The 13,008-nt window shown below is 63.9% G+C and carries 13 protein-coding genes and 1 riboswitch; of the genes, 3 read left to right on the top strand and 10 right to left on the bottom strand.

All coding sequences use genetic code 11. The features are described from left to right. Positions 1 to 7: 7 nt before the first annotated feature. From QP166_RS04845 to QP166_RS04835, 3 genes are all read right to left on the bottom strand, one after another. Positions 8 to 1,243: a molybdopterin-dependent oxidoreductase gene (locus tag QP166_RS04845; RefSeq protein WP_056532709.1), complete on the bottom strand. Its 1,236-nt coding sequence runs from the start codon at positions 1,241 to 1,243 to the stop codon at positions 8 to 10. A gap of 89 nt (positions 1,244 to 1,332) precedes the next feature. After that, on the bottom strand, positions 1,333 to 2,484 hold the full coding sequence (locus tag QP166_RS04840; protein WP_333914890.1) for a TDT family transporter: 1,152 nt from the start codon (positions 2,482 to 2,484) through the stop codon (positions 1,333 to 1,335). Beyond that, positions 2,481 to 3,353 (bottom strand): LysR family transcriptional regulator, encoded by an 873-nt coding sequence (locus tag QP166_RS04835; protein ID WP_333914889.1) that lies wholly within the window; start codon positions 3,351 to 3,353, stop codon positions 2,481 to 2,483. Before QP166_RS04835 ends, QP166_RS04840 begins: the two co-directional genes overlap by 4 nt. Positions 3,354 to 3,499: 146 nt before the next feature. Between QP166_RS04835 and QP166_RS04830 the strand changes: the two genes are divergently transcribed. Both QP166_RS04830 and QP166_RS04825 read left to right on the top strand, forming a co-directional pair. Continuing rightward, positions 3,500 to 4,567 (top strand): sulfite oxidase, encoded by a 1,068-nt coding sequence (locus QP166_RS04830; RefSeq protein ID WP_333914888.1) that lies wholly within the window; start codon positions 3,500 to 3,502, stop codon positions 4,565 to 4,567. Continuing rightward, positions 4,564 to 5,076 (top strand): MgtC/SapB family protein, encoded by a 513-nt coding sequence (locus tag QP166_RS04825; protein ID WP_052075880.1) that lies wholly within the window; start codon positions 4,564 to 4,566, stop codon positions 5,074 to 5,076. The genes QP166_RS04830 and QP166_RS04825 overlap by 4 nt, the downstream gene beginning before the upstream one ends. A 50-nt stretch (positions 5,077 to 5,126) precedes the next feature. Here QP166_RS04825 and QP166_RS04820 read toward each other — a convergent pair whose 3' ends face one another. The 5 genes from QP166_RS04820 to QP166_RS04800 are packed head-to-tail and all read right to left on the bottom strand — an operon-like array spanning position 5,127 to position 8,210. Next, entirely contained in the window at positions 5,127 to 5,276 is a 150-nt protein-coding gene (locus QP166_RS04820; protein WP_156357090.1) for a hypothetical protein, read from the bottom strand. Positions 5,277 to 5,308: 32 nt separating this feature from the next. Further along, positions 5,309 to 5,896 carry an anti-sigma factor family protein gene (locus QP166_RS04815; RefSeq protein ID WP_333914887.1) on the bottom strand — a complete coding sequence of 196 codons (588 nt, stop codon included), beginning with the start codon at positions 5,894 to 5,896 and terminating at the stop codon, positions 5,309 to 5,311. After that, a complete protein-coding gene (locus QP166_RS04810) occupies positions 5,893 to 6,402 on the bottom strand; it encodes an RNA polymerase sigma factor (RefSeq protein ID WP_041394245.1) in 510 nt (169 codons plus the stop codon). Before QP166_RS04810 ends, QP166_RS04815 begins: the two co-directional genes overlap by 4 nt. A 1-nt stretch (position 6,403) precedes the next feature. Next, entirely contained in the window at positions 6,404 to 7,843 is a 1,440-nt protein-coding gene (locus QP166_RS04805) for a YncE family protein (RefSeq protein WP_333914886.1), read from the bottom strand. 1 nt (position 7,844) lies between these two features. Then, a complete protein-coding gene (locus tag QP166_RS04800) occupies positions 7,845 to 8,210 on the bottom strand; it encodes a DUF305 domain-containing protein (protein ID WP_229668351.1) in 366 nt (121 codons plus the stop codon). Between the two features lie 167 nt (positions 8,211 to 8,377). After that, positions 8,378 to 8,454, top strand: a riboswitch (Fluoride riboswitch). A 23-nt stretch (positions 8,455 to 8,477) separates the two neighbouring features. On the opposite strand from QP166_RS04800, the gene QP166_RS04795 reads away from it, so the two are divergent. Continuing rightward, positions 8,478 to 9,836, top strand: coding sequence for a voltage-gated chloride channel family protein (locus QP166_RS04795; protein WP_041394249.1), 1,359 nt, complete (start codon positions 8,478 to 8,480; stop codon positions 9,834 to 9,836). Positions 9,837 to 9,915: 79 nt separating this feature from the next. Here the strand turns inward: QP166_RS04795 and QP166_RS04790 are convergent, their stop codons facing one another. Both QP166_RS04790 and QP166_RS04785 read right to left on the bottom strand, forming a co-directional pair. Further along, on the bottom strand, positions 9,916 to 10,206 hold the full coding sequence (locus QP166_RS04790) for a hypothetical protein (protein WP_333914885.1): 291 nt from the start codon (positions 10,204 to 10,206) through the stop codon (positions 9,916 to 9,918). Between the two features lie 386 nt (positions 10,207 to 10,592). After that, complete coding sequence (locus QP166_RS04785) at positions 10,593 to 13,007, bottom strand: S8 family peptidase (protein WP_333914884.1); 2,415 nt, start codon at positions 13,005 to 13,007, stop codon at positions 10,593 to 10,595. Position 13,008 lies beyond the last annotated feature (1 nt).

The following is a 13,008-nucleotide window of genomic DNA, read 5'->3' as shown; positions in this document are numbered from 1 at the left end:
TCGCTCCTCAGGCCGCGATGATGGTGGTGGTTTCGATGTTGCCGCGCATGAACCCGCCGGGGTTCCAGATCGGCTTCATCGGCTGAGCGACACCGTTGGCGTTCCAGCAGCGCACCATGATGGGGTTGGGACCGCGCCTAAGCGGCACGCGACCATCCCACCGACGGAAGCTGTACCTGCCCTCGTCCACACCGAGCGTCGTCTTGTACCAAGTGCGCCCACCATCCGACGAGACATCGACCTTGGCGACGCCGCAATCGCCGCCCATCGCGATGCCGCCGACCGGGATCGACGCCTCATAGGCGATCGCCTGGCCATCGGGCAGGCTGGTCATCCAGCTGCGCGGGATCATGCGATTGATCGGCACGGTCGGGAAGTCCTTGGCACCGGGCGCGACATTCGCGCCGGGTGTCGCCGGTATCTTGTAGGCCTTGGCCATCCAATACTGGTCGTCAAGGCCGGGCAGTACCTCGATCGCGTTCAGCATCTTGACCCAGTAGGTCGAATACCAGCCCGGGACGATCAGCCGGCAGGGAAAGCCGTTGAGGAGCGGCAGCTGCTCGCCGTTCATGCCGAAGGCGATCATCACTTCGCCGTCGCGGGCATGGTCGATGTCGAGCGCCTTCTCGAAGTCAGGGGCGTCCGCCACAACCGGCTGATCGAGCGCGCCAAAGCGCACCTGTACCGCGCCTGCCTTGACCCCCGCGAGGTCCAGCACGTCGCGCAGGCGCACGCCGAGCCATTTGGCATTGCCCATCGCGCCGTTGCCCCATTGCGCGCCGGCGACCCGGGGCTGGAACAGCCCACGGCTGTTGCCCGAACACTGGTTGACCGCCGCCATCTCGACCCGCGGCAGGCGCAGCAGTTGGGCGAGGCTAATCGACAGCGGTCGGTTGACGTGGCCGAAGACGTTGAGGCGGAAGCTCTCGACGTCGATCGAGGTTGGAATGTCGGCCCAGTGCCAGCGAACGAAGAACTGGTCGTTGGGCGTGAACACCGACTTGTCGAACACGTCCATCGGCGTCTCCAACAGCGGAGGATGGATGCGTTGGAGGATCATGCTGCCCTTGCCAGGAAAGGCGCTGGTCATCGGCCGCTCGGCATTGCCGCCAGGCAGCTTCAGGTCGACGAGCTGCTGCGCCAGCGCAGGTGCTGCGGCAAGGCCGGCGGTGCCGAGCGCCGTACGCCTGAGAAAGCGGCGACGGCTGGTTTCACTCGCCAGCGCGGCGTCAAAATTGTCCATGACAAGGCTCTCCTGTGGCCAGCCACGCTGGCGGTTCGAAGCGGCGTTCTGCAAGTGATCGGACCGATTGATCCGATCATCAGGGTGGATCAGTTCGGGGTAGCGATGCAGGGCGAGACGAACAGGTTGCCGCGCCATGCTCCGGCGAGTGTCTTGGCACCGACCAGGAGCCACATCGCCGCGAGCGCGACCGTCAGCACTGTGCCGACAATACCGAAGAAGCCTAGGCTCAGCGTCGTACCGAGGCGGAAGGTGGCGACGGTGTAGACGCCGAGCGGGAAGGTATAGCCCCACCAGCCAAGGTTGAATGGGACGCCGGCGCGCCAGTAGCGGATGGTGATGAGCGTCGCGAGCGCCAGCCACCACAGGCCGAAACCCCACAGGCAGAGCCCGGCGACGACGCCGATCCCTTGCGCGACGGCACCGACACCGGCCAGCCCGTGCGCAGCGAGGATCGCCGGCGCATCCGCCCCGAGCACCAGCATACCCAGCGCCCCAGTGCCGATCGGCCCCAGCGCCAGCCAGGAGGATGCTGCCATGCTCTCGTGCGGAAGCTTGTGGAGCGCCATGCGCAGGATCAGGATGGCGAGGATGCCGAACGCGACCGGCACCGAATAGGCCCACAGCACATAGGAAGTCGCGAGCGTCACGATTTGCGCGTGGGGATCGGCCAAATGCGGTGCGAGTAGCCCGCCGCTGGCACCCGCCACTTCGGCTGCGACGACCGGCAGCAGCCACACCGCGGTCATGCCGTCCAGGCTGTGCTCGTGGCGGGTAAACATCAGGTAGGGGATCAACACGCCGCAGGCGAGCGACATGGCGACGTCGATCCACCACAGGACGTGTGCGACCGGCACGATGCCGTTACCGAACCGCGCGATCCCGAAGGCGAGGCATCCGTTGATGATCGTCGCCAAGCCCATCGGGATGGTCCCGATGAACATCGACACGGTGTTGTGGCCGAAGATGCGCCGTGCCTCATGCCCGAACATCGCCCAGCGCGCGCCATAGAGACCGGCGAACAGGATGAAGAGCGCGATGTTGAAGAACCACAACACCTCGCCAATCGGTTTGAGCGCGGGGCCGATGCCGGGCACCTGCGGCAGCGCGAGAGCGAGGATGCCGGTGCCCATGGTCGCGGCGAACCAGTTGGGTGTGAACTGGCGGATCATCTCGCGCGGGTGATCGAGCCTGCTTAGCGGCTTGAGGCCGGTCAGGGCCGAAGGTGCGTCGGCAGTCATGCGACTTGCTCCTTGATGAGGTCCGTCAGCGCGTCGGCCGCGCGGGTGCGATAGCGTTCCTTGTGGCGCAGCGCGTGGAAGGCGCGATCGGGTAACTCAAGCGCCAGCTCGACCAGATCGCCGGCCTCGAGCGCGCGTGCGACGACCAATCGCGACAACACAGCGACGCCGGCACCGGCCTCGACCGCGGTACGCACCGCCTCGTTGGACGGCAGCGTCATCGCTACCGTCAGCTGGGCCGGATCAAACCCGCGCGTTCGCAGCACGTCCTCGAAGGTCGAGCGCGTGCCCGAACCCTGCTCGCGGACGATCCAGCGTGCAGCGCGAAGCCAGTCCTCGTCGACACGCTCGGCGTCCCTGCGTCCGACCAGCACCATCGGATCGCGTCCGACTTCCCAATGCGCCAGCGCTGGTTCGTCCACTTCGCCTTCAACGAAACCGAGTTCCGCCGCTCCGCTAAGGACCTGCGCTGCCGCGCCTTCGGTGTTGTCGATCGCCAGCTCGACCGCGATCTGCGGGTGGCGCTCGTGGAAGGCGGCAAGCCTTGCGGGCAACCAGTAGCTTGCGATCGTCTGGCTGGCGACGATCCGCAACGAACCACGGGCAAGCCCGGCATAGTCCGCCAGCATCGTCTCGGCATGCGCTGCCCGCCCCAGCACCGCGCGCGCTTCCTCCAGAAAGCCGCGGCCCGCTTCGGTCAGCTGGATGCCACGCCCGACGCGGTGAAACAGAGGAACCCCGTAGCGCGCTTCGAGGGCCGCGACCGCGCCGGAGGCAGCGGACTGCGTGACGTTCAGCACCTCTGCTGCCTTGGTGACGTGTTCGCGCTCGGCGACACCGACGAAGATTCTGAGCTGCTCCAGGGTCATGCAGCTTGTATCGCGCAAACTGATCGATACGACCAACCGTTCGATCTGTTTGTTCCAATCTGGATATCGGAACGATCGGTAATCCTTCGTCTGCGATAGTCTTGAAGGCTTGAAGCGATCCGCGCGCTTGCGGCGTTGGTTCGTCCATGACTGATATGATCGAGCGCAAATCCGATCCCTACAACGCCGAGCCGACGCCCGGCGCGCTGATCGAGCGGTTCCTGACGCCGCAGGCGCTGTTCTACGTGCGCAGCCATGGTGCAGTGCCCGATCTGCCTGCCGATCACCGGATCGAAGTGAGCGGGACGGGCATGGCGAGCCGCTCCTTCTCGGTGGAGGAACTGAAAAGCGCGTTGGCCACGCGGACGGTGACGGCAGTTCTCCAGTGCGCCGGCAACCGGCGCACGGATCTTCAGCAGGTCGCCAGGACGTCCGGCGACCCCTGGGACGTGGGCGCGATCGGCAATGCGGAATGGACCGGCGTACGACTGTCCGACGTACTGGATGCCGTCGGTGCGCCGAATGCGTCCGACCTGTTCGTGGCGTTCACCGGCGCGGACGAGGTGGACGTCGAAGGCGAGGAAGCATTGTTCGGGGTCTCGATCGCCATGGACAAGGCGCGGCAACCCGACGTCCTTATTGCCTGGGCGATGAACGGCGAGCCGCTGACGCCCGAACACGGCGCACCGCTCCGCATGGTGGTGCCGGGCTATGCCGGGGTGCGGAGCGCCAAATGGCTGACACGGATCGAGGTGCGCGAGACGCCATCCGACGCACCGATCCAGGCGCACGACTACAAGCTCTTTCCTGCCGATGTGACGAGCGACACCGTCGACTGGAGCCAGGGTCTGACCATCAATGCCATGCCGCTCAACGCCGCGATCTGCGTGCCCGGCTCTGGCGAAAGCCTGCCGGCCGGGGAGGTGCGGATCGAGGGCTATGCCATCGCCTATGATCGCCGCGTCTCTCGGGTCGAAGTGTCGGTAAACGGTGGTCGCGACTGGCAACAGGCGACGTTCACCGATGATCCGGAGGCGCACTGGGGTTGGCGGCGCTGGACCCTCGACGCCACGCTCGCCAAGGGGCGCCAGCACCTTGTCGTGCGCGCCTTCGACGAGACTGGACAGGGTCAGCCCGAGCGGCCGGATACGGTGTGGAACTTCGCCGGCTATCTGTGCACCGCCTGGCATCATGTGCACGTGCTGGTCGAATGATCGAAGCATCAGCGGCATCGGACCTCGGCTTCTGGATCGATGCGATCGGGCGGCTGGTGGTGGCGACCGCGGCTGGGATGGTGCTCGGCTGGGAACGCTCGCGCGAGAACCGGCAGATCATGGGATTGCGAACGCTGGGTCTGGTCGGTCTGGCGAGCTGCATCGCCGTGCAGGCGATCGTGCACAGTGGCTTGCCGAACGTAAACGCCGATGCCGCAGGACGGGCGATGCAGGGCATTCTGTCCGGCGTCGGCTTCATCGGTGCCGGCGCGGTGCTGCGGGTCGGCCAGGGTCAGGAAGTGCATGGATTGGCGACCGCCGCGTGCATCTGGGTCACGGCCACGATCGGCGCGGCAGCAGGGTTGGCGGTGTGGCCGCTCATCATCGGCGGGTTGAGCCTTGCGATGCTCGTACTGTTCGTCGGCGCTCCGCTCGAACGTCGCATTCGCGAGCGGGCCAGGCTGACTCCGGCAGAGGCCGACCGGAAGGATGCCGAGCGCAAGCCGTGATCCCGCTGGTCCGCCCAGTGCCTGTCGCGCTGAGAACCGGCCACGCGCTATCAGGACACAAGCGCCGCATCGGCCTGGCGCCGGACCTCGTTGGCGATCGGATGCAGCTCGGCAGCGGGGCGCTCCCCCACCACACTATAGCCGATCCCGTCGACCGCCCATGTGACCCGGCCCATGGTCCCGCTGGACGTGCTGGTCATGCTTGCGCTCTTGTCGATTTGCATGGGCCTCGTCAGCACCGCGAGCTTCGACGCTTGCGGTCCATCATAGAGGAGCAGCGCCGCAGGGCCGTGGGGCGTCGCGACCAATCGCCCCCGCCATAGCGGTAACCCGCTGTGCTAAGGTCCGGGATGGTCACGCGCTCACCCAATCGGCTGGAGGTCCACCGGATCAGCATGGCGCGCTGGTCGGGGCCGATTTCCGCCGGTCGGATCCGGTCGGCGGCATAGACACGGAAATTGTCGCTCGCCTCATTGGCCAGCGCCGCGATGCCCGCGTGGGGTTCGCCGCTCCACCGCGCGCTCGACCAACCACCGCCAAATCCGACCGCCAGCAGAAGCGACGCGGCGATGGCGAGTTGCCAAGGCGGTTGGCGTTGCCGTCCCCTGATGGCTGCGACGCGCATCGTCGCCGGGATCGGTTCCTCCGCGATGGGAGCGAACAGGGACGCAAGGGCTCGCGCCTGCTCCGCCTGCTCCCGCAAACGGGCATGCACGTCCGGCTGGCCTTCAAGGTAAGCGTCGACCAGACGCTGCCGCTCGGGCGACAGCCTGCCATCGATCCACGCGGCCAGATCGTCTTCTCCGATCGGGCTGGTCATCGAATACTCCTTAATCGTGGCCGTTCATCCTCCTGGAGGAGCGTCGCCAGACGGTCGCGCCCCCGCGATATGCGCGACATCACCGTTCCCAGCGGCACGCCGACGACGGCAGCGACTTCCCCATATGACAGACCTTCGACGGAAATGAGGAGCAGCACCGTCCGCTGCTCCTCGGGCAACGCATCAAGTGCGCGCAACAGGTCTCGGTGGTGCAGGCCTGCGTCCTGATCGGCCGGGTGGCCGAGCGCAGCGTCGTCCACGAGGTGGAGCGGAACCGCCGTACCTCGCCGGCTATGCTGCCGCTGATGGTCGACCAACAGATTGTGCAGGATCGCATAGATCCAGGGGCGAACCTCCGTCCCGCGTCGTTGCCGCCAGCGCCCGACCGCGCGCTCAAGGCAATCCTGCACCACGTCATCCGCCATCGCCCGATCGCGCAACCACGACCGGGCATAACGGCGCAGACCGGGGACCAGGGGCTCGATCGCGGCGGCAAGCGGGTCCATCTCAGTCGCGCTGCACCTGCACGATGCGGCCCGGTGCGCCATTCACTACCTCGGCGACCGCCAGAAAGCGCCGGGGGGCCGCTGCACTGCCCTGAACGATCTGCCGGATCGGACCCGATGCGTTGACGATCGCCGCACCTGCCGGATTGCTCATGAAGTTCGCAAGCGGCTCTACCGCACCGCTGCCGTCCGCGTTGGCGGTGAGCACGAGCATATAAGGCTTCTTGGGCTGCAAACCGGTAACGGCACTCTGCACGACCTGAATGATGCCCTGGTCGAAGAGGGTAATGCTGCTTGCCGCACCATTGCCTCCAACTGGCCCCATGTTCAGATGCACCGCCTTGCCTGCCGTACCGAGCGGTTGGAGATTGTCGGTGCCGGGGCCTGTCGGAATAGCGTTCGGCACATAGGCGATCGCCTGCGGTGCCTGTCCGACCGGCACGGTGGCAACGACCTTGTTGCCGGCGGTGTCGATCGCGGCAAGTTCATCGGCATTCTCCAGCCCGACATAGATGCGCCGGCCGTCGCCCGATGGCCAGACGCCGTGCGGCATCTTGCCGACCGGGATGGTAGCGACAAGCGCGAAGTCGGACGTGCGGAACACCTTCACCGCGTTTTCCCCGCCCACCGTGACATAGGCGAACTGTCCCCTGACCGTGCGGGCGAAGTTGACGTGATTGGTGATCGGTCCGGTATCCAGCACCTTGAGGATCGCGAAAGGCGGCCTGGCATCGAATGCGACCGTCTTGCCGATGTCCTTCAGCGTGAACCACACCTGCTTGCCGTCCGGCGTCGCGGCGATGTTGGGACAGAACGGACTCGGCTGCGCCACCTGTCCGACCTGCGCGTGGGTCGAGACATCGAACACGGCCAGCACCGGATTGAACGAGGAACAGACATAGCCGTATCGGCCATCGGGAGAGAAGATCGTCATGCCCGGACCACCGGGCGTCTTGATGCGACCGGTCTCCTTGTACGTCGTGGGGTCGAGCACGGCGATGTAATCCTCGCCGCGTACCGTAACCCACACCTCCTTGCCGTCCGGCGTGAAGAACGCCTCATGCGGGCTGCGCCCGACATAGGTCGTGTGCTTGACGGTGTTGGTGGCGGTGTCGATCCACGACACGGCGTTGGATCCGATCGACACGACCGCCAGTGTTTTCCCGTCCGGCGAGAAGCCGAGGCCGTGAACCAGCACCTGCCCCTTGTAGAGCGGGGAAAAATTCATCGGCTGCGGATCGCCGAGCTTGATGACGCCGAGCAACCTGTTGTCGGCCGGGTCCGTCACCGACACCGTGTTGGAGAATTGTTCGGATGCATAGACGCGGTCGCGGTGGCTGACAGGCACGTCCTGGGCGTTCCACGGCGCCTGCTGGGCCATGGCAATGCCCGGTGCGGCGCTCATCAGCAAGGCGGCCGAGCGCAGGAAGGTCGGGATCATGTCAGTGCTCCATATGGCTGTGGTGGTCGCCGCCCTGCGTCGGGGCTGGCGTCGAAGGGGGTAGCGGCTGACCGATCGCCAACTTCATGGCGGCGATCTCCTGCTGCTGATCGATGATGATCTCCTGCGCAATGCGCTTGAGCTGCTCGTTATGGCCGTAGCGCAGCTCTGCCACCGCCATATCAATGGCGCCCTGGTGATGCGGAAGCATCATTGCGACGAAGTCGCGGTCGACGTCGCCGGACGGCTTGACCATCATGCCCGCCATCATCCGGTCCATCGCGGCAGATACCATGCTGGCGTAGCCATCGGCGGGGGCGGCCGCGACTGCGCCGGTGAGCATGGCCGAAGCAGTCAGACCCAGCATCCAATTTCGTCTACGCATAAGCCTCCGGCGCATCAGTCTCGAAAGCGTAGACGACGCCCGTCGGGGTTTATTCCATGGGTGCAGTCATTTTATCGATCTTCACCAAGACATATGGTCCCTTCGCAACCCTGCGGTTGGTTGACCAGGTCGCCGTCGGACATCATATGCTCGGGCACGGCGATGGATTTCCGCCGGGCCATTCGGCCGAACCGCCCTCGCAAGGGCCGATGATTCCTACCAAGCGCCGCAAGGCAGCAAGGAGGAATCGTGCGCGCGACATTTCGCAATCTCTACGACCAGTTCAACATGGCAGCGTTCATTCGCGATCGCCGCACCCATGCCATGTCGGTGCTGCGGTGGGCTTTGATCCTGGTCCCGATGGCCGCAACGGTGGGAACGCTCTGCGCGGCCTTCTTGTGGAGCCTCGATGCCGTGACCCGGCTTCGCTTTGCCTTTCCCTGGCTGCTCTACCTGCTGCCGATCGGCGGGTTCATGGTCGGACTGCTCTACCATCTGACAGGGCGCTCGGTCGAAGGCGGTAACAACCTCATCGTCGAGCAAATCCATGAACCGGGGGGCGGTGTGCCGCTGCGCATGGCCCCGCTCATCTTCTTCGGCACGGTCGTGACGCACCTGTTCGGGGGATCGGCGGGGCGTGAAGGCACCGCCGTGCAATTGGGCGGCAGCCTTTCCAGCGGCTTCGGCCGCGCACTCAAGCTGGATGCGGAAGCGACACGCATCCTGCTGATGACCGGAATCGCGGCGGGCTTTGGCGCGGTCTTCGGGACGCCGATCGCGGGCGCGGTCTTCGCGCTGGAGGTCCTGGCGATCGGCCGGGTCGAGTATCGTGCGCTAGTACCATGCTTGGTCGCGGCACTGGTGGGTGACTGGACCTGTCTTTCCTGGGGCATTCATCACGGCGCCTACCATGTCGATGCGATGGTGCCGGTCGACGCGTCGCTCGTCTCAAAAGCCAGCCTCGCGGGCGTCGTATTCGGATTGGTCGGGCTGGCCTTTGCAGAGGCCAACCATGCGCTCGGCGGATGGCTGAAGCGCGTGATACCCTATGGCCCACTACGACCCGTTATCGGTGGTTTGGCCGTGATCGCGCTGGTCTGGCTATTTGGCACGCAAGATTATCTCGGCCTAGGCACGCTGGCGGCAACGCCGGGTGGCCTGACCATTGCCAGCTTCTTCGGCTCCAATACGTACCCGTGGAGCTGGGCGCTGAAGCTGCTTTTCACCGTCGTCACCCTAAGTGCCGGCTTCAAAGGCGGGGAGGTGACCCCGCTGTTCTTCATCGGCGCGGCGCTCGGCAATGCGCTCGCGCCCGTATTTGGAGTGCCGACGGGGGTGTTCGCGGCGATCGGCTTCGTCGCGCTGTTCGCGGGTGCAGCCAACACGCCGCTTGCCTGCACCTTCATGGGGATCGAATTGTTTGGCGCGACCTATGCCGTGCCGATCGCAGTCGCGTGCTTCGTCGCCTACCTCTGCTCAGGCCACAACGGCATCTACCTGTCGCAGCGCGTCGCTGTACCAAAGGTACCTGCCGCACACCTCACACCCGACGCGACCCTGCGCGATGCCCGCACGCACCGCGCTTCTCGCCGGCGCACGCGCGCCTGATCCTGTTTCCTGTCGAAAGCCCGTCATGCCCAACCGTTTCACTGTCCATCACCGCGAAGTCGGGATGCTGCGCATCTATCTAAAACCGTCCGACAAGATCGGCCCGCGTCGCTTCTGGGGGCAAAGCCGCTCTATCGTGAGCTGATCTCGCACCGCGAAGGCGGACTGCATCATCAACGCCGTCGCGCAAAATACCCATTACGGCTTCAGCAATCACGAATCGATCCGGGAGAACGGCTCGGAAATTGCCGATCCGCATCTGACGATCTGTGTCGAACTGGTCGGCGATCACGATCAGCTCGACCTTTTCTGTCGCCGGCATGGAGATCTGCTCGGCGACAAGGTGATCGTCTACAAACGACTGGAGCATTGGACTATCACGCGCAAAACTGAGCTAACCAGAGCCTGATTGGCGTTCCCGTAAAGGAAGGATGGTTGGGACGGCTGACGTTTGCAGGGTCCGCTGGTTGGCATGGAAGCAGCCGTTTCCCGAAATGTGTTCCCGATTGCTCTTTCCCGAAATGGCCCTGTGGATACGGTGAAATGGGACAGCCAAACGCAAAAGCGGAACCCGCCGTTGGTATCCACCCGCAACGGATAATGTAAGCACGAAATCTTGATTGCGAGCGGACGCCGCTATGTTTGCGCGCCGCTGCATCTAGCGTCGCCGCTAGATCTCGATGGCGACCTCAGGCGCGACTTGGGCAGTAACCTCGGTGTACAGTTCTGTTCCTGGTGCCGCGCGGATGCTCGCGATCAGGCTATATCGTATCGCCTCCCCCGCATGGCCCTTCGCAACATTTTCTCTCCACCACCCCCTGTTGGATAGACGATGATCGCGTCACGAGCGGCAAGCTCCGTCGCGGTGCCTTCCCAAATATCGGCGTGCAACGATCCTCTATTTCGCAACTGAGGACCGATAGTCCAGCCGGCATCCGACGCCGCGCGCCTTGCAGGTCGAGCACCTGCCTCAGACGTTCTACGTCGAATAAAAGTATCTAGTGAGTCATCCGCATGCTTTAGGTCGAAGCGTAATCCATGGCTTGCGTAAACGTGACGTCGTGACAATCCCCGCTCACCAGGGTTAGGCTCTATGAAATAGCTCAAGGTTATTCGCAGTTGGACAAGCGTCGCAGGATCAAGTGCGAGCAGTGCGCCTCTTGGCCACGGAAGCTGGTGGACTGCCAACTCGTCCGTAATCGCTGCTCCACCCTTCATCTTGAATGGCACGATCTCGTCTTCGGTAACAATAGTTAGATCGTGATCGAGGCTGCCGAGAGCACGCACTAAGGAAGGAACGCCAAAGCCGTAGCGACGCACAAGAGCAGGCTTGCCAATGGTGTTCTGATTGGCACGCATAGCATCGGTCCACTCTGCGGAGTGAACGATGAGACCGCGTACCGTCTCCGGCCACAATGTTGGCTTTTCCGCCATGATCTGTGCCGCCATTCGGGCGGCAAGCGCAGTAGCCGCGCTGGTGTCACCGGTTGTCGTGAAAGGTCGCTCGGCGATCGTGCGATATGTGGTCAGTAAGGCGAGGTCATCAACATGATCGCCCTGCCCCGTCGCTGGATCATGGCCTATGTTTCCGCCCTCGAACACAACATCGGGCTTCAAAGGCCATTCTCGAATCCAGCTGACGGAGGTTCGGCTCCGCGGCATGATGTCACCGGCGGCACCAAGCGCATTCCAGCCGGCATAAGTCGGATCCGAAATGAGCGTGCGCTCAGTGTACGCTCCAACAGTCAACGCATTCCATGCTTGAGCCGGATTTTCGATCGGCATTGTATCGTTGCGTGCTGGATAGTCTGCCGCAACGATCGCCTCGCGGATATTGCCAGCAGCGACCGCAATGAAGCGTTGCACCTCGTCGCGACCAAAGGTGATCGCATCTAGCTTGGCCGACCATGCCGATGGTCGGCCGCGACCGTGATCGCCTAGGCTTGTAACCGCTAGACAGATAGCTCTTGGTCGATTTGGCGCAGCAATCTCTGCTCGCGCAATCGCCTGAGCAGTGATTGCACCATATAAATCCGGGGCATTGGCGCCGTGATCCGGCAGGATCTTTACTGACTCCAACCGGTGCCGGACGACGATCGGCCCGGTCCCATCAAGCACTTCCATAAGGTCGCCGTACAGCGATGTCCCCGACATCTGCGTACCGTGACCTCCGTGACCTTGTGCACTGACATCCTCAGCATTCCAAGCGGCGTCGAATGCCTGCTGATCAACAGGTAGAAGGTAAGGTTTGATCAAAGGATGGTTGATGGTCGTACCGGAATCTAGCAGGCATACGGCCGGGGCTTCGTCATCGATCGGCACGAGCCGCTTTGCTAGATCTGCGCTCCACGTTCGTTGCTCAGCACCATCCATGCCCATAAAAAGCGAGGGCGTGTCTCGCGCGAGACGGAGCTCGGCAACGCTGTCAGTGTTGGCGATCACTCGTCCGAGCTGCTCAGGCGTACCTTTAGCGATAACCACATCACGTTCAGCGAACTCGAGGGTATGCTCGCGTGTGACCATGCCAAGCGCCTGCGCGGCCTTGTCGAACGACCCCTTTGTTCCTTTGCGAACCCACACCTCCCACCAGGCCTCGCCCCCCGGCGCGGGAAACAAGTTAGCCTGGTCGGTGTAGAAGGATCGAGCGACCGCTAAACGCGCGGTTTCGATCGACGCGATGAGGCGCTGATTTTTTGGCTTGCGAAGCTCTTCGACGAAGCCGTCGTCGTGTGTCTTGTAGGTGACATTGTCGTCGTCACGATAGGCCGCAACTTTTCTAAGGTAATAGTCCTTCTGCGCCTCGGGAACGAACACGGTTGCCGAAACCTGCCCCTCCTCCGCCGGGTGCACGTTCACTAGCTCAATCGGAAAGCGGCCCCGTCGGTTCTCCAGCTTGTCGACGATGTCCGCCTGGCCCGAAGGCAGAGTGAACTCGACATAGAAGCCTTTTTCTCCAGCAGCGATATTCGCGTCCCGGTTTGCGAGGACCGTCTCGCCTTGCTGCACAACCGCCGTCAGGGCTTGGGTTAGGGCATTTGCATGGCCAACCCGATCGCGCTGCGGCAGTCCACCGCCGCCATCACCGCCCGCCTGGTAGGCTGTGTAACCCCGCCGCGTGCCTGTACCCCGAAGATAGATATGCGGATGCGGCCGCGCTTGTTCGTCTGCCATT

Origin of the sequence: Sphingomonas sp. LR60 (genome assembly GCF_036855935.1) — a bacterium.
Taxonomy (GTDB): domain Bacteria; phylum Pseudomonadota; class Alphaproteobacteria; order Sphingomonadales; family Sphingomonadaceae; genus Sphingomonas.
The sequence above is the reverse complement of the archived record's forward strand: the minus strand, read 5'-3'. Positions and strand labels throughout refer to the sequence as shown.